This is a genomic window from uncultured Holdemanella sp., assembly GCF_958348295.1.
Lineage (GTDB): Bacteria > Bacillota_I > Bacilli_A > Erysipelotrichales > Erysipelotrichaceae > Holdemanella.
Genome location: NZ_CATVYQ010000005.1, coordinates 45,265 through 64,174, shown reverse-complemented (window position 1 = coordinate 64,174; position 18,910 = coordinate 45,265). Strand labels below are relative to the sequence as shown.

Here is an 18,910-nt window from a genome sequence, read left to right as displayed (position 1 = left end):
ATGTATACAATTTAATTTAAATGTTCTTGTAGCAATTAATTTGGTAATCAACACTCGAACAAGAACAACTCAAGTTCTAGCAGTTCAAAGCCTTCTTCTAAACCTTCAAACAGCGGTAGCAATAACGCTGGCACATCTAAGCCATCTAACAATAGCGGTTCTAACTCAAGCAGTTCTAAACCTGCTGAGCATACACATAACTGGGTGGCTGTGACTGAAACTCGTACAGTTGTCGATCAGCCTGCCTATGACGAACAGGTGCCGGTAACAGAGATGAAAGAACATGAAATCTGTAATCAATGCGGTGCAGACTTAACAGGTTTAGATATTGATGCACATTTTAAAAACAGTTATTTTAACGGAGGCAATTGTGGTGGATTCCATTCTGAATGGCGTGAAGAAGTCACTGGCTATCAGACAGTACACCATGATGCGGTGACTCATACTGAAACTGTGACAACAGGATACAGATGCTCGACTTGTGGAGCTAGAAAATAGATTTATATATTTAAGGTGGAATAAAATATTCCGCCTTTTTTTATAAGGTCGATTCACGGACCTTGATAGAAATATCGAAAGTACAGATGAAATAGGATCATACTTTCTTCATTCGTGAAGAGGTTAAAATTCTTCAGTAGTCTGTAATGCCATGCGTAGTGAAGGTTGCTTTAAGTTTTTTAGGATGTAGTACAGCAATAATTCACATGGTAGTGAAGGTTAGCAGAAGGCACAAAGGATGTGTTTAACGATGTAGTACAGCAATAATTCACATGGCAGTGAATAAATACCAGAAGAAATGATTTGTTTGAAGAAAGTGAAGATTGAAAATGGAATTTGGTTTGGTGTTGATTTTATTTTTTGGATTGATTGTTCTATGTGTGTTCTATTACTCACTGGTAAACATTTCAAAACAGTCCGCAATCAAAGAAAGAAAACTCTTAAATAAAGAGATATAGTAATGTTAAAAAAAGGAACTCAGGTGAGTTCCTTTTTTGTTTACACGCAATAAAGCGGGTAGTAACCGTACTATTGCACCATAGAAAGTAAATTAACGAAAGGGTGGGATGAAATATGAACAGATACAGTTTATTTGATTTTCCTTAAATTGAGTTGAAAAAATATCAATATTTTTTCCTTTCAGAATATTGATGTTGTTAAAAACTCAAATAATCAAGATTTCTAACGTTAGAGATTTTTTAGGGATAGAAATAAATAAAGGGGAACGATTTAAATTAAGGTCATTTACCTTAATAGGAAGGAATGAAAGTATGAAAAAGATAAAGAATACATTTCTCGCCTTTTTTGTAACTGTGTTAACTTCACTGAATCTAGTGCTTCCTACTTATGCAGAAGAAACGACGGCTCAAACAGTAAATACGGCAGGCTTTTCGGTGAATGTTGTAGGGGATGGTACAGTTACACTTTCATCAGGCGATTTCACAAAAACGCTGTCTGATGGAGAAAGTTATAATTCTGATTATAATGAAGGTACAGAGATTAAAATTGTTTCTAAATCCAATGAGAATGCAGTTATTGATGATATTACTTTAAATGACAGTACGATCTCTGGATTTAGTAGTGGTAAGAAATCTTTCAGCTTTGCATATACAACAAAGACGGCTGATGCTTCTTTTAACGTAGTGTTCAAACAAAATGAAACGCAAAAAGAAGAAAACAACAATTCAAGCAAAACTGAAAGCGATGATTCTTCTCAGGACAAAAGTTCCAATGAATCTGTTTCTACTTCAAATGATGCGGTAACTGAATCTGAAGATGCAGATAAATATGGCACATTTGACGTGGATCTTTCAAAGATGGATATAGATACATCTAAAACCGTATATACAAAATACTTGTATGCAATTCCAAGTGCTGTATCTGAAAACGATACAATCACTTCTGCATTGATTGATAAAGACCCAAAGGATACGATCTATACGCAGACAATGGAGCCAAGCACAGTATATACAGATGGAGATGCTTACTATATTCAGGCAGACACACCTTTTGTGAATGGTTTAGCCAAGAAGAATTATCCATACGATTATGATGTGGCTCGTGGAAATGATTATGGTCAACAACTAACAGAAGGCTTTTCTTATGATAAGAAAACTCACATCTTAAAAATTGATAAAGATGTTTTTAAAACTGTGGCTAAAGAAGCAAAAACAGATAACAATCCAAAAGAGGATTTTTCAGATTTACAGGTACAGTTTTTAGTTCCTGCTGATGTAGAAAATGATGTTAAAGTTAAAACTACAGTTGTTGATAAGACAGGTTCTATTGACAGTGTTGTAGGGGATTCAATCAGTTTACGTCCTTTCATGACAACACGTTTTCAACTTGCTTCTGAAAAGACCGCAAGTAATATTATTCCAAAAAATGTAAAAGTATATGTGAATGGTTCAGATGTTCCTTTGGAGTCTGAATATGGTGCGTATGACCCTGAAACAGGAGAGATGGCATTATCTTATTTGGGCGCTAATTTAAAATCACTTGAAATCGTGATCTCCAAGTCAAAGGGAAGAGCAGCCGGCGTTGGTTTGGGTACAGCCAAAGTTGGAAGTATCAATGTGCTAGCTTATTTGGCTGAAGGCACAAAGGATGTGTTTAGCGTTGGTTCCTCTATTGATGTAGTAGGTAAATTTGGTAATAACAGCTACGTACAGACGATTGACGGTCCATTGGAATTATATAACAAATCTAGAACAACAGCAGGTGGATATTTCAATACTGTGGACTGGAATGATGGTGATGGTGGAGAGTGTACTTACACAGACTCTGCTTTAGCGGTTCCGCAGTCTATTACTATGAATGGACAAACTGTTGATTTTACGATGCGTGATATCAATGGAAACAGTTATGGACAATGGGTGAATGGAGGAAATGGTTTAACTGATATTTCAGATCCAGTTGCATTCAATGGTGCAATTCAGGCTTTCTGTCACCATATCAAACAAGCTGTAGGCACAATTAATGAAAACAGCCGTTATGATTTGCGTTATCCAACCTGCACATTACGTGTGCTAGATGCGAGTACAATTAATGGATACAGACATGTTGTATTTGGATTTGAAACAAACCTACATCATTTCGGTGGTTCAACACCTCAAACCGTTGGAACTGTTTTTGAACTTGCTTTCAAGGTACAGTCTAAAGGTAAACTTTGCATTAAAAAGACTTCTGCAAACCCAGCTATCACAGATAACAACCCTTGCTACTCATTGCAGGGAGCTGAATATGGAGTGTATAAGACAGAAGCTGATGCAAAAGCTAACAAGAATAAAGTGAATACGTTAACGATTGGGAAGTATGACAGTTCTGAAAAATACAAGGACTGGTCAAATGAAATTGAACTGGATGCAGGAACATATTATCTAAAGGAAACTAAGAATCCAAAAGGTTATGCTTTGAATAATTCTGTTGTTTCAGTTGTAGTAAAAGCAAATGAAAGTTCTTGGATTGGCTCAAATGGAGAATTCAAGGATTATCCTCAATCCGACCCAGTTGCTATTTTCTTAGGAAAAGTTGATAAGGAAACTAACGCTCACAAGCCTCAAGGTTCTGCTTCCTTGGCAAATGCCGAATTTACGGTAAAGTACTATAAAGGCTTGTATGATTCCGACCCTGCTAAATCCGGTCAGACACCGGCTCGAACTTGGGTGTTAAAGACAGATTCAGATGGATATTGTCGCCTTAGTGATGATTATAAAGTATCTGGTGATGTATTCTATAAAAATTCTAATGGAACTGTTGTTTTACCAGTAGGAACTATAACTATTCAGGAATCAAAGGCACCAACTGGTTATTTTATCAATAATGAATTATTTGTGAGAAAAATCACTACATCAGGAAATGCTGAAAAAGTTGAAACATACGACTATCCTGAAGTCAATGAAAAGGTAATTAAGTTCGACATCAAGAAGGTACAGGCAGGAACTTCTACACCTGTCAGCGGTGCAGTATTCCGTCACACATTGCCAAATGGTTCAACGGAAGATTTAGAGACAAATGGCAGTGGTGAAATTACGATAACAGGTTTGGCTTCTGGAACTCACAAAATCAAGGAAATCAAATCACCTGATGGATATCAGTTAAATCCAAACGAAGTTGTATTCAACGTAGCTTCTGGTACAGGTACAATCACATTTACATCTGGAACAAACAGTCTTGTAACACATGGTACAAAAGATTCAGGGGACGGCTATGCTACATTTGGTAATAAGGTAAATCCTTTTAATTTGAAGATTACAAAAACAAATGAACACGGAAAAGTCTTGAAAGGTGCTGAATTCCGTCTATACAGCGATGCTGATTGCAAGAATGTAGTAGATACGCAGATTTCTGATGAAAAAGGGTTATTAACTTTCAAAAATCTGGATGTAGAAAAGACTTACTACTTCAAGGAAACGAAAGCCCCTCAAGGCTATAGAATTCCAGTAGACGAAAACGGGAATGCATATGTACATTCCGTATATGTAAAAGCTACACCTCAGACAAACACATTTGAATTTACAGTCGATGGAATTAAATACGATACATCTAAGACATCTGGTAATGTTCGACTAGAAGGATCTAAAAAAGATCGTGTAGTTGCGGTGGATATTACAAACAAAACAACACAGTTATTGCCTGAAACAGGTTCTAATGGAACAATCCTATTAATTGGATTAGGTGTTGCCGTAATAGCTTTTGCTTTATATAAATCTAAAAAAGATAAAATGATTTCTAAATAATGAAGAAAGAGGGATATTAAAATGAAAACAAAAAATGTGGTTTTTGCAGGATTAACTGCATTGTCTATGACTTTAAGTCCTGTAGCAACTTGTGTTGCTCAATTAGTGACTCCAGTCTATGCTGCTGAAGCAACGCAAACTTATGCGACTCCTAACGGTGTAGCTGATTTTGGCAAAGGAAATGCTTCTATTACCATTACACCAAATGCAGGACAATCTTTGGTTGGTAAAAAATTCCAAGTTTATAAATTGTTTGACGCTGAAAACGCAGTGGATAATGAATCAATCAACTATACATGGAACAATGATTACAAAACAGCTTTACAGACTGTTGTTGGTAAGAAAATCAACAAATCTGCCTCTTCAGTTACTGAATATGATGTAATTGACTATATTCAAACTTTGAATACTAACAAAGTGGAAGGTGCTCAGGCAGATCAAAAATTAGAAGGCCGTTACAGCAATTATCGTCACTTTGTAGAAGCTTTAAGAGATGAACTTGTTAAGGAAGGTCTTTCTCCAAATACAGTTAATGTTACAGCTGTAAATGCAGTCGATGGTTCTGTTAAGTTCAGTGGATTGGGATATGGTTATTATTTAACAGATGAAGTTACTGCTGTACAGGATACACATTCAGCAGCTTCATTGATTTTAACAAATACAGCAAATCCTAATGCTCAGGTTAATATCAAATCCGATTATCCTACTTTGATTAAGAAAATCAATGAAGATGACAACAATGTAGGATGGAATGATATTGGGGACTATGAAATTGGACAGACAGTTCCTTACTACCACGATACATATGTACCAGACATGAATGGATATCAAACATATAAAATGATTTTCCATGACAAGATGGACAATGCATTGACTTTCAATAAAGACTCTGTTTCTATCACAATTTCAAGCAACAAGAAATCATATACATTAAAGAGTAATGAATTTAAAGTAGTTGAAAATAGTGGTGAAGACACATTCTATGCAGAAATTCCAGATTTAAAAGCTATCGTTGACAAACAATTCCCAGAAGGAATGAACAACAACAACGAAAATACTTATGGCCAATCTGTTCGTTTAAACTATAATGCGACATTGAATGACAATGCATCGACTCGTACTGGTCGTGCAGGATTTGAAAATGCTGTTCGCCTTGAATATAGCAACAACCCAGACAGTGATGGAAATGGTTCTACAGGAACAACTCCTTGGGATACAGTAGTTTGCTTCACTTATAAAATTAATGGTTTAAAAGTCAACAACCACAACAAATTATTGAAGAATGCTAAATTCCGTCTATACAGTGATGAAAACTGTACAAATGAAGTGTATGTTAAGGAATCTCCAAACGGATATGTTGTTATGAACCGTGATTCTTTAGGCGGAACTGACCATTCTGGAGGAACACGCCCTAGCAGTGCAGTAGAAATGGCTTCAGATGCAAAAGGTGTATTCACTATCTTAGGCTTGGATCAGGGAACTTATTACTTGAAAGAAACGGATTCTCCAGCTGGATATCGTGAATTGCAAGACCCAATCGTTATCACAATCAAACCAACATTCACGGATGAACGTAATAACTACAACGCAGGTGAAGGTGCAACTGACAAGACTTTGAAAACATTAGAAGCAACTGCTCATGTTAAGGAATTCTTAAATGGTGCTTACAAAGAAAGCGACACTAACTTAAAAACAGATGTAACAGACGGTTCTGCTAACATCACTGTAGTCAACTACGTAGGTACTAAATTGCCAATCACTGGTTCTAACTTAACAATGATTTGTCTAGGCGCAGGTACAATCACTGTAGTTGGTGCATTGGCATTAGATAAAAAAAGAAAAAAAGCAAATAAAGACTAATTTTTGAATAAATGAATAGGATGGCAGTACTGCCACCTTTTCATTTTTGGAGGTGCTGATATTGAAGTCGATTATTAAAGCTATCAAGGAAACCAGTTGGACAGTTCGTTTACTGATTGTAATCGGAATATCTTTATGTTCGATTCCACTGGTATCGAGTATTCATTCTAGCATACAGCAGAATAGTATGATTTCAACCTATGAGAGCAAAGTAAAACATACGGATAAAGCAAAAATCATTGAACAGATTCAAAAGGCTCACAATTATAATGATATGCTTTTCCAAACAATGGGAGCTTCTGTAGGAGATATCGATACAGCTATTTTATCGGATGAAAGCTATGAAAATATTTTGAACCTTTCTGATAATGGAATTATGGGTTCAATTGAGATTCCCAAGATAGGCGTTGACCTTCCAATTTATCACGGAACATGGGATGATGTACTATCAAATGGTGTTGGCCATTTACAAAATTCTTCATTTCCAGTCGGTGGAGAAAATACACGTACTGTTCTGACGGGTCATAGGGGTCTTCCAAACGCAAAATTATTTACAAGACTTGATGAGTTGAAAAAAGATGATTTATTCTACATTCGTGTAGGAAATAAAACACTAGCTTATCAAATCTATAAAATAGAAATTGTAAAAAAAGAAGAAGCACCTGATGTTCTTGGAATTGAAGAAGGCAAGGACCTTGCAACTTTGATTACATGTACTCCATATGGAATAAATACACACAGATTGATTCTGACTGGTAAGCGTGTACCATACAGTGAGAAGAAAAAAGAAGCCATTGAACCAGAAATGATGAGTTGGAGAGAACTTCTATTTACAGCACTTCCATTTTTAATTGTATTTATGTTGATTGTTAGATTTATTTTAAATAAGAGAAAGGAGAGAAAGTTAAAATCATGAAGATTCTGAAAAAAATTGGTTTAGCATTAAGCCTGATGCTAGTTTTAGTACCATGCTTAAATGTGCAGGCTAAAGATATTACAGATAATCCAGATGTAGGGGACATTACAATTCTTCCTGAAGAGGATTTGACTAAGGTTCCTGATAATGGGTTAGGTTCAATCTCAGTAGAATTGACAGATGCTTATGATAAATATCTTTCCAAAGAAAATGTTAAATTCGGTGTGGTTCAGATTGCTGACATCGTAAAAGGTGAATATATCATTAAATATAAGCCTTTTGCAGACGAGGATTTGGACTTGAATGAGATTAAAACAGCAGATGAGATCGACAAAGTAGCTAAGGATCTGGCCAAAAAAGTTGAGACTCCTGACTATGAAATGACAACGGACGAAGAAGGAAAAGCAACTTGCAAAGATCTTCCTGTTGGTGTTTATTTAGTCTACGTTGAAGATTTATCTGATTATGAAACAATTACTCCATTTATTGTTGGAATTCCAACATGGGATGATGAAGATGAATTGTTCCAGTATGATGTAACGGTATATCCAAAACATACTGCTTTACCACGTATCTTGGTAAACAAGGTTGACAGTGTAACTGGACAGAATATCAAGTCAAACAAATTTGAATTCACTTCATATTCACAGGAAAACTGTGCTGAAAGTTCAAAACTTGAAACTATCGCAGGCAATCAGGAAACTGGTACTGCTGAATTCTTGATTCGTTACGGAACAACTTACATTAAAGAATCTAGTGCTCCTCAAGGATATAAGTTATCGGATGAAGTTGTAAAGGTTAAATTTACGGACGAAGGTTTGTTTGTAAATGACAAGGAAGTTCACGTAGATGATAATCATCGTTATTCAATCGTATACCAGAATGTCATGTTGCCTAGTGTAAACACAGGTGCTGCTAAAAACAAAGACATGATGTATATGATGTTAGGCGTAGTAGTCATTGCATTAGGTGCTTCCATTGCAACTGTTCGCAAGATTCGCAAAAATAACGAGGCATAGTTAAATAAAAGGAAGGGGTGTACCTTCCTTTTATTGCATATGGAACTAAATCTAAATGTTAGTTTCATATGCAATATAAATATAATTTATAAATACTAGGGAAATGTAAAAGCAGAGCATATATCACGTCCCACTGGTCGCAATTGCCAGACGACATGATATATGCTCTGTACTACAAATCATAGGCATTCTTTTACTAAAAATCAAGTTAAAGAAGATGTATAAAGAATGCTTGATGTACTGACATGGTGTATAAGGAGGAAAGCTTTATGTCGATGATAAGAAACATTTTGTATACGTGTGTGTCGGCGTCTGTAATAATGACTGGAACTGTATTCAATACTCTTGCGGATGAGAATTCAAAATCACTACATTTTGAGATTACAGGCGGTTTAGGAACTGCTGAAGTTGTGACAGATAACGGTATATCTTATCCTGTTGAGGGAGGGGATGATTTATTTGATTTCACACCGGATACTGAGTTAAAAATTACAATCCATTCTAAATATGGTATTGATTCTATCAAAGAAAACAACTCGGTTTTAAAACAAAAAAATAAAAAAATGGAAAACATCAAAAAGAAGGATTATACATTTACGTATAAAACAAAGGATACAGATTCAAATTTATCTGTAAATCTGACAGAAATACATTCACGCTTTAAAATTACATCTATCAAAACCGATGATAATGGTGATGTAATACCTTTACATTCAAGATTCGAGTGTGTAAAAAAAGAATATTATGAAGAGGCTAATGAAGATATAGAAAAAGCAATTGAAATTGCAAAAGAGAATGATTCAGAAGGTGATTATCAAATTTTGGAGTCCGATGATAATGGAGTGCTTCAATCGAATGATTTTTTAAGAGGAACTTATATTATTAAAAAGATCGATGACAAAATAAATTTAGATCCTTTTGAACTTGTGGTTTCAAGAGATAAAGATACTCCATATACATACATTCGTATGAAGGATGGTAAGGAGATTTCATCTGATTCTAAAGGTACAGTTAAGATGATTGAATGCGATCAATCTATACAGTCTGCTACAAGAGTCGTTTTAAAATCTAAAAATGACAAAGTGTCAGACGAGAATGCAACATTTAAAATTAAAATGTTGAAGGATGATGAAAAAGCTCTAAAGAACTATAAAAAAGATTATCTAAAAACGGATAAAAAAGGTTATATCAGTATGTATGATGGCGTTCGTTGGATAAATACATTTACATTAAAAAAAGGAGAGTGTGTTCTTCCAGTGGTATTACCGGACGGTTTATATAAATTATCAGACTTTTCAATAAAAAATAGCAAAATAAAAAGCACACGGGTATCGGTATCTTCAGAAATCATAGCAGGACTTGATGAAGACAGTCAGCCAATCAAAGACTGTGTGATTTTTCTTGAATAGCTCAAAAAGGAATGTTGGAGTATCTATGATTGATTACAGTAAATTGAAACTCGATACTTTTTGGAGAGAACCACAGAACAGGATATATTTAGATGACATGTACGAGCCTTTACCCAATGCACCAATTGAGATCATCAATAGTTTTAACAATTATAAATTTCAAATTTGTAAAATCAAAGATAAAATTTCAGCAACCGTTTTAAAGGCAGACAATTCTTAGAATTGTCTGCTTTTTCAATACAAAAGGAGGATTTATATTATGAGCAATGCAGAAAATACATCTGGGCGATATATACTTACATTGTCCTTGAAAACAGAGTTGTATCAAGAACACATTTTAGAAAAACGTTTTAGACTGGGTGAGCAATTGTACAATAAATTTTTGAATTTTGAAAAAAAGAAATATTTTGAAATGACAAAACGCAAGGATTATCGGAATGCCCAAAGCTTGATAAAGGATTATACATACCAGATTAAGTCTCTAAATAATGCGTCTGATATTTCAAAAGAAACAAAAAAGATGATTCAGGATTTTAAAAAGCAAAGAAAAGAACAATATGATATTATTTACAACATCAAGAAGATGTTTAATTGGTCTGAGTTCGGATTTGGAATGGATATGAAGAAATATCGAGGATATTATAAGAAAAACCTAAATTCTCAGATTTGTAATAATCTGGCAGTACGTTGTTTCAGAGCTTTTGAGAAGATGGAAGAAGAATTTATCAAAGATCAATACAGAAGTGATGAAGATAAGGTAAATCCTTGTGTGCATTACAAAAGAAAAGATTCTTTGAAAAGCCTTTGCGGAAGTCAGAACACAACAGGGATTCGATTCATCTTAGATGATGAAAAGAAAGCTGGATTGGTCAAATGGCAAGGACTTGAATTTTCAATTGACATTGCCAAATGCACGTTGTATGAATGGAAGGCTTTGCAATCGGAAATCTGCTATTGTGCTGTAAAACGTGAAAAGATCAAAGGAAAATGGAAATATTATATCCAGCTCACGTTGAAAGGACATGTGCCTGATAAATTTAATAAACAGACAGGTGAATTGAAAAGGCAGCTTGGAAAAGGGAATGTTGGTTTGTACTTTACAAGTACAAGTCTTACGGTTTCGACAGAAGATGGTGTTAAAACATATCCTTTAGAAATCAAAAATCATGAGGATAAGAAAACTGAATTATTGCAGAAGATGGATGCTTCCAGACGTGCAACAAATCCAGACAACTACAATGAAGATGGAACCAGCAAAGAAAAAAGTGAAATCAATGGATGGCATTTTTCAAAAGCTTATAAAAAATATCGTGCTGAACTTTACGAAATTTTCCGAAAGGAATGTGAGGAAAAGAAATTATTGCAGGAAATCCTTGCAAATGAAGTCATCGCATCTGGTGATGTATTTAACTGTAATAAAATGGATTTTAAATTTCTTCAAAGAAACTTAGGTAAAAAGATTCAGGCTGCAAGGCCATCCATGTTAAAGTCTGTGATTGAAAGAAAACTTTCATATCATGGTGTATCCATCAATGAGATTAGTTATTCTAATTTAAATCCTGTGCTCGAAGAAAAAAACATCAGCAAAAAGAATTTAGAAGATATGGCTACACTCATTAGCCAGTTTTAGTTAAATATATAAATTAAGGCAGATTGCCTTAACTTTTATATAAGGTCGATTCACGGACCTTGGCAGTAATGCCGAAAGTACAGATGAACTAGAATCATACTTTCTTCATTCGTGGAGTGGTTAAAATTCTATAGTAGTCTGTAATGCCGTTATTTGATGTTGCGGTACAGCACATTTCCACATGGTAGTGAAAGGTCCTCTAGCGTTTGTGTGGTGGCGAATAGCTTTGATGATTATATTAATTGTTTGTAATTTAATAATTGGTTTGAATGATAAACTTAATACATAAGGTCGTTTCACGGACCTTGATAGCAATATCGAAAGTACAGATGAACTAAAGCCACACCTTTGTCATTCGTGGCAAGGTTAACATTTTATAGTAGTCTGTAATGCCATGTGTAGTGAAAGGTGCTCAGGCAGGTCTAACAATTCCAGCGGTTGCAGTACAGCTCGATTTGACATGGTAGTGAAGGAGTCTTGTCAGTTGCACCTTCACCTGCATTGGTGCGGTACAGCACATTTTTATATGGTAGTGAAGGATTGTTAAATAGTGAGGGGCTTCCTCTATTGTTTCAGTACAGCACATTTCCACATGGTAGTGAAGGAATCATTGAGATGAAGGTATTTTCACTCAAGTTGCGGTACAGCACATTTCCACATGGTAGTGAAGGAGTGAAGTAAACATTTGAAGTTCTCTTAGTGTTGCGGTACAGCACATTTTTATATGGTAGTGAAGGATTGTTAAATAGTGAGGGGCTTCCTCTATTGTTTCAGTACAGCACATTTTCACATTGTAGTGAGTGTTATAGTAATGAATCATGAAGTGTTTTAACAAGACAATTATTAGTTGGTTTGAATGATAAACTTAATACATAAGGTCGATTCACGGACCTTGATAGCAATATCGAAAGTACAGATGAACTAGGATCATACTTTCTTCATTCGTGAAGAGGTTAAAATTCTTCAGTAGTCTGTAATGCCATGCGTAGTGAAGGGGAATAATTATGAAACCGGCTCATGCTGTGTTGTAGTACAGCATAAATCCAGATGGTAGTGAAGAATCGCATTTACAAGTAAATCCATTCTACCTGTTGCAGTACAGCACATTTTTGTATGGTTGTGAATGCTTCGGGAACAGGAGTATTATATGCAAATGGGTAAGTATAATACATTTTCATATGGTAGTGAAGGTAAGGATTTACTGTCAAGTATTTATTAATTGGTTTGAATGATAAATTTAATATATAAGGTCGTTTCACGGACCTTGATAGCAATATCGAAAGTACAGATGAAATGAAATCACATCTTTGTCATTCGTGGCAAGGTTAACATTTTATAGTAGTCTGTAATGCCATGCGTAGTGAAGGCTAATAGGATTCCTTTGTTTTCGGGTAATCGGTGCAATACGCACATTTTCACATGGTAGTGAAGGTTATTTTACCATGGGTATGTCACTTTCTTTGTTGAATATCAGCACGCATTCGCATGGTAGTGAAGGTCAGCTATGTCAATTTAATGTATAGTGAGCATTTACATAGAATTTGTATTTTTTAGATAAATATTTTACATTATAGATGTTAATAAAAGAAAAGGGGGTGTGCAAAGATGAATAAGGCAGTTTTAATTCAAGAGGTAAGTGAACAGTTTGATACCATTTCAAAAAAAGATATGGATAAAATCGTATCTTGCGTTTTTGAAAAAATGATAGAAACACTATCAGTAGGTGATACTTTAGAAATTGCAGGATTTGGTAAGTTCGTAGTCAATGAACGTAAAGAACGCATGGGAATCAATCCTGTGACAATGGAAAGAATTCGTATTCCTGCTTCTAAGTATGTGAAATTTACATCATCTAAATCTTTAAAAGACTTAGTTAATAAGTAGATATTTATTTGATTAGTTATCCAACTATTCTGGCAATCATGCCCTTATGACTTTTTTCACATGATGTAAGTCCAGATAGTTCAGGTGAAATTTATATTTATGTATATTTCACCTTATTAGTCCTGTACCCTGACAGGACTTTTTTTATGTGTTATTACAAGGAGGAAATATAAATGGATTTTGATAGAATGCAGAATGAGATTTTGAAAAATCTTTATAAAGAAAAGGATGCATTGTCAAAAAGAAAGGAGGAACTGCAAAAGGAACTTGGACTTGTAGATTCTAACTTGACTAAAATTTTATCGGCCGAAAAGAAATTAACGGCTTCGTTTGAAAAGCTTGGTAAAGAAGTATCTGAATGGGAAAGTTTAAGTGCACAGTTAAATACAGGAACAAAGAAGAAGCGAAAGAAAAAAGATGATTTTGTTGATGGCAGTACTGCCACCACAGATACAGAAGCCAATGTTCAATTTAACAATGTAAATGAGACGTTTAATCCTTATGGTGAATGATTATGCCTGTAAAAAAAGATTATTATACGATTGAACTGAAGTCAGGAAAGCTAAAAGCATCAATTGCTATACTTGTAGTTTTAGCAATTTGTATACTTGTACGTTTGACTCCACTGATTCATTACTACTGGGTGAATTTATTAACTGCTTTGGTAGTTTCAAATGGAATCAGTCTTTTTGTTATTGCAGGGCTGTTAATGGCTCTTCATATTGTAGATATAAAACGCTTTAAGGAAATGTTAAAGAAGGAGGATAAGAACAATGTCCACTGAGTCTTCTTCAAAAAATGCAAGTGTTGCTGTATTTCATATTGCCATCAATACAGGTGAAAATATTGCCAGAGCATTAAGACGTTTCTTAACTTCTGTGAAATATGCAAATGTGAAATATGGCGAAGCACATTATAGAAATTATTTAAAGGGCAACAAAGGTCATAAATTTAAATCTGAATCCGCTTTTGCTCATGTTGCGTATGATGTAAAAAAATCAGATGTCGAAAGAATTCCTGTTAGTGCCCGTGATAAGGAAATTATTGAATCCATGACACACAACATGAACATTGACTACTGCTTAATGAGGCGACCTGATGATCTTGAAGAACTTGTTAAGAAAGCTGTTACAGATGGCAATTCATTAACTGATTTTGAAAAGAAGATAGTAACTGCATTTACTATACGAGATGAAAATAATCAGATTGTCATGAATCCAGAAAGCCCAGATATGCCAGTTATCAATGATGCTGAATATATGTTGACGATATGTTCAATAGACCTTGCAAAATGGGAGGTCATTACCAGAGAACTGGAGGTGTTGTCACATCGACCGTCACTTATGAACAGGTTGAAAGATGCGAAGTTAATGAACATAGTTAGTCGTATCTTTAATAAAACCAAAGAACATACTCAGGAGCGTGAGACTGAATTTAGCTATGTGCAAAACCAAGTGCAGGAACAAACAAATACGAACGATTATAAAGACAGGGTAACAGTAAATCCGTTTGTGGATGAAGGGACACCTGAAGTTGTATTTGACGAGCCAAGAGATGCTGTAAGGAAAATATTATATTATTTTCTTCCAAAAGTTGCGTCCTATAATGATTTAAAAGAGGTCTTGAAGCAACTTGGCTTTAATATCCATGATAAGTATGAACTAAATAATGTATTCAAGTTCACAGCGGATGAAAGCCTAAAGGTTGAGCGAAGTGACGATATACCTGCTTTAGCAAATTATGATGTTTCATGGTTTCGTATGCCGAATACAAATGGAGATCAATTTATAGAGATTCCTAACAAGTATATTTCATGGAATGAAAAAGCAAAAGAAGATGGCAGTACTGCCACGATTGAACTTCCTATTAACGAAAAATTTGTTGTACTTACCAAAAGTCAATTGCGTAATGTGAATTCTGTTTATGACAGAAATGAGAAAATGCAAACTATAGATGAATTTAGAGAATGTTGGGAAGATAAAACAAAACAAGATGTATTTACAATTTCACTTCCTGATTCGGATTTGGAAATTGATTTTTCATCAATTGATGATATGAATGGAAATCCTTATACTTTAGAAAGTATCGAGTCTTTTATCAAAGATAATGAAAGAACAGATAATGCAGAAATTGTATATACTATTTTAAATACAGATGCTGAAAATCTTGGTGAACTGCAAGACAAAGTATTTAAAAAAGCAAATATTCATCTTGAACAGCAAACTGATGAGATGATTTCTGAAAAGCCAATATTGGAAACAATTCCTCCAGATATTTCAATGAAGAGATGTCTGGATTTTTTAGTTCCAAAGGTAAAGTCATACGAAGATCTAAAGGAGTGTTTGGAGTTGATAGGCTTCAGTATACGTGACAGTATGTTCAACGCTAATACATCTGTTGATGATTTCATGAACAATACGAAAAATATGCAGTTTAAAGTTATCAATATGGATAGTTGGAAGAGTACATCCAATCTAAAGGGGTTTGATGGATTGGATTATTCTTTGCAGTCAATTTTAGATCGTATTGAGGATAACAGCCGTAGTGAAAGTGTTTCAGTAGTGAAAGATTTATTGGATTGTCGTTCACTGGATGAAATTGATGTGATGGTAGATAGGGTCCTAGCTATGGCTCACGTAAAGGATGACATTCCTGTAGAAGAAAATAAAGATGTTCCAGACATGGAGTTTATCAACAGTTTAAATACAGACCAATTGAATCATTACATCAATCATTTTGCACAGGATGATAAATCATTAAAATATGCAAAAAAGAGATTGAAGAAAATGAATATCTCTAAACAGAAAACAACATCAATAGAAAATAGAAAACCGACAAGAGTCAGGGAGGATAGAACAGTATGAAGTCTATAGAACAACTTAAAGCCATTGACAATAAATATAATTTAGAAATTCAGCGATGCAATGAGGCGCTGTTTCGCTTTATGGATAAAAAGAATGGAAGATATACGCCAGAAGAAGTAATCGAAGAAGCAGGACAAGCTATTTTAAGGCTGAACAACGTTATTAATTCTATGAAATGTGACATGTTAGAAATAATTAATGAATATTCGAATTATCTTTTAGAACGATCAACTGCTTCAGGTGAATCCTTCGATCAGATTGAAAAAGATGCCAAAGAATTCATTAATGCAATGAATTTAAAGGAGAGCAAGCAGAATGAGTGATAAAGATAAGAACTCATCTGAAATGCCAAAAAAGAAAAACAGACAGAGCCTGAAAGTTACCATTAAAAAGAATAAATTCTGGATTAAAATTTTTACTGGTGGTTTTGTTTTTGTTGTTGTTATCCTTTGCTCGTGGACTGGATACAATGCATTCACCATCTTTCAAGCTCAGGGTGGTGACACTGTCGATAATGTTTTTAAAGCTATCAATTCCAGTTATAAAATATTGCCATATTGTAAACCTACTGTAGAGGGATCCCTTTTAGGCTTTGCATTATATGGAATGATTATAATTGGTGTTATTTACCATGATGCTTCCAAGAAGAATACTAAGGAAGGGCGAGAGTATGGCTCTTCAAGAAAAGGCGATGTTTTTGAAGAAGCATCGAAAAATGATGCCTTGGAGAACAAAGTTGAAGCAAAACGTGATGAGGATGCAAACATAATTCTAAGCAAGAACGTAAAAGTAGATATGGATACTTGGCATACTGGAATCAACGACAACATCTTTGTTGTCGGTGGTTCTGGAACTGGTAAAACACGTTATTTTGTAAAGCCGAATATTCTTCAGATGTATTGCAATTACGTTGTAATTGATCCTAAAGGCTCTGTTGCAGAAGAGTGTGGTAAAGCTTTTGAAAAGAACGGTTATAACGTAAGCTACCTGAATCTTGTAAAGATGGATAAATCTATGGGATACAACCCATTTGAATATTTTAAAAAGCCTGAAGATGTCCAAAGTTTCGTACAGAATCTAATATCTAATACGTCAGATAAAAATAAATCTGGAGGGGATGAGTTCTTTGTTAAAGCCGAAATGACTTGGCTTATGTCCATGATTTATTTGATTATGTCTGAATGCAGAGGGGATGAGAATCTATTTAGTTTCAATACGGTTCTTATGCTTCTTCAGCATTCTGATGCTAAAGAAGATGGAAATGATACATATGAATCGGATGTGGATAGGCTGTTTAAACAATTGCAGAGTGAACATAGAGCTGAAACGCATGGGGCTATTACCTACACGTATAGAGATCTGGCTATTTTGAATTATCAGATTTATAAGCTTGGAGCTGGTAAGACAGCAAAATCTATTTTGATTTCAATTGGTGTTCGATTGTCTATCTTTGCTTCACCAGAATTAAAAAGAATTCTTCAAAAGGATGAACTACATCTGGAAAGATTAGGTCAGCCAATGATAACTTCAGCTGATGAGAATGATTGTAAAAATTTATCACTTGATATTGATCGAGATGTTTACGAAAGATTTACAAAAGGGAGAACGGATAAGCCTTCGTATGAGGATTTGCCAAAGAATAGATTAAGAAAATCTATTTTGTTTATTGTTATTAATGATTCAGATGATGTTTTTAATTTCATGGCATCTATCATCCTTCAGCAGTTGTATACACAGCTTTATTATATTGCGGACGCTCGTGCGGACCATAAATTGCCAATTCACGTAAGAATCATTAATGATGAGTTTGCCAACTGTGGAAAGCAGCCAGATTTTAACCGTAAAATCAGTACAATGCGTTCACGTGAAATCAGTACGGCTGTTATTGTACAAGGTATTTCACAGATTAAATCCAAGTCGTTGTATGGCGATGACTGGGAGGCAATTTTTGAAAACTGCTCTATAACTTTATTCTTAGGATCTAAAGGTCCAACAACGCAAAAGGTTATTTCTGAACTGGCAGGAAAAGAAACAGTGACTCACGTTACACATTCCACTAGCAAAGGAACCAGCTCATCCTACACAGTTGGTGAACAGTTGATTGCCAGCGATGTGTACTCTATTGGTGATATTGCAATGCTGGATAATCGTAAATGCTTGATTCATATTCAAGGTCAGCATATCTATGAGGACTGGAAATATGATGTTAAGGACCATCCAAGAGTGGATGAAACATGTGATGCACATGATAAAGAAATTGCTAAACAGAACTTCTTTGATATTGATGTTTTCCTAGAAAAAGTACGTCAATTAGAGAAATTACGTGAAGAATCACGAAATAAATATATTGAGGAAAATCAAACAGAGTCGGAAAGTAAAATGGATGGATACAGACGTGGTGAATACTCAGGGAAGACTGATTTACTGATAAGCAATGATGCTGTATATCAGACTCAGAATGATTTGGAATTTGTTGAAGAAACTATACAGGATGAAGAAAGATACGATGTGGATGGGTTTCTACCAAAATCGGATATAAGTAATTTTTAATATTGAATACTTTGGTAATTAGATGGCAGTACTGCCATCTTT

The 18,910-nt window shown here is 34.8% G+C and carries 13 protein-coding genes; all 13 read left to right on the top strand.

Annotated features, from left to right (window positions below):
- The first annotated feature begins 204 nt into the window (after positions 1-204).
- The 13 genes from Q3907_RS01910 (at position 205) to Q3907_RS01850 (ending at position 18,868) form a co-directional block, all read left to right on the top strand.
- The gene (locus Q3907_RS01910) at positions 205-498 is read left to right on the top strand and encodes a hypothetical protein (RefSeq protein WP_301896974.1); all 294 of its coding nucleotides are present in this window, start codon (positions 205-207) and stop codon (positions 496-498) included.
- 770 nt (positions 499-1,268) lie between these two features.
- Positions 1,269-4,736, top strand: coding sequence for a collagen binding domain-containing protein (locus Q3907_RS01905; RefSeq protein WP_301896973.1), 3,468 nt, complete (start codon positions 1,269-1,271; stop codon positions 4,734-4,736).
- A 21-nt stretch (positions 4,737-4,757) separates the two neighbouring features.
- Complete coding sequence (locus tag Q3907_RS01900) at positions 4,758-6,596, top strand: SpaA isopeptide-forming pilin-related protein (RefSeq protein ID WP_301896972.1); 1,839 nt, start codon at positions 4,758-4,760, stop codon at positions 6,594-6,596.
- A gap of 61 nt (positions 6,597-6,657) precedes the next feature.
- Positions 6,658-7,512, top strand: a complete 855-nt coding sequence (locus tag Q3907_RS01895) for a class C sortase (RefSeq protein WP_287803312.1) — start codon at positions 6,658-6,660, stop codon at positions 7,510-7,512.
- Positions 7,509-8,531, top strand: coding sequence for a SpaA isopeptide-forming pilin-related protein (locus tag Q3907_RS01890; protein ID WP_301896969.1), 1,023 nt, complete (start codon positions 7,509-7,511; stop codon positions 8,529-8,531). Before Q3907_RS01895 ends, Q3907_RS01890 begins: the two co-directional genes overlap by 4 nt.
- A gap of 269 nt (positions 8,532-8,800) precedes the next feature.
- A complete protein-coding gene (locus Q3907_RS01885) occupies positions 8,801-9,940 on the top strand; it encodes a hypothetical protein (protein WP_301896968.1) in 1,140 nt (379 codons plus the stop codon).
- A gap of 259 nt (positions 9,941-10,199) precedes the next feature.
- Positions 10,200-11,570, top strand: a complete 1,371-nt coding sequence (locus Q3907_RS01880) for a hypothetical protein (RefSeq protein WP_301896967.1) — start codon at positions 10,200-10,202, stop codon at positions 11,568-11,570.
- 1,605 nt (positions 11,571-13,175) lie between these two features.
- Entirely contained in the window at positions 13,176-13,454 is a 279-nt protein-coding gene (locus tag Q3907_RS01875) for an HU family DNA-binding protein (RefSeq protein WP_278464083.1), read from the top strand.
- 173 nt (positions 13,455-13,627) lie between these two features.
- Positions 13,628-13,966, top strand: coding sequence for a hypothetical protein (locus tag Q3907_RS01870; protein WP_278464082.1), 339 nt, complete (start codon positions 13,628-13,630; stop codon positions 13,964-13,966).
- 2 nt (positions 13,967-13,968) lie between these two features.
- A complete protein-coding gene (locus Q3907_RS01865; RefSeq protein ID WP_270473534.1) occupies positions 13,969-14,238 on the top strand; it encodes a hypothetical protein in 270 nt (89 codons plus the stop codon).
- A complete protein-coding gene (locus Q3907_RS01860) occupies positions 14,228-16,318 on the top strand; it encodes a hypothetical protein (RefSeq protein WP_301896964.1) in 2,091 nt (696 codons plus the stop codon). The genes Q3907_RS01865 and Q3907_RS01860 overlap by 11 nt, the downstream gene beginning before the upstream one ends.
- On the top strand, positions 16,315-16,641 hold the full coding sequence (locus Q3907_RS01855; protein WP_270473531.1) for a hypothetical protein: 327 nt from the start codon (positions 16,315-16,317) through the stop codon (positions 16,639-16,641). Before Q3907_RS01860 ends, Q3907_RS01855 begins: the two co-directional genes overlap by 4 nt.
- Complete coding sequence (locus Q3907_RS01850; RefSeq protein ID WP_301896963.1) at positions 16,634-18,868, top strand: VirD4-like conjugal transfer protein, CD1115 family; 2,235 nt, start codon at positions 16,634-16,636, stop codon at positions 18,866-18,868. The genes Q3907_RS01855 and Q3907_RS01850 overlap by 8 nt, the downstream gene beginning before the upstream one ends.
- Positions 18,869-18,910 lie beyond the last annotated feature (42 nt).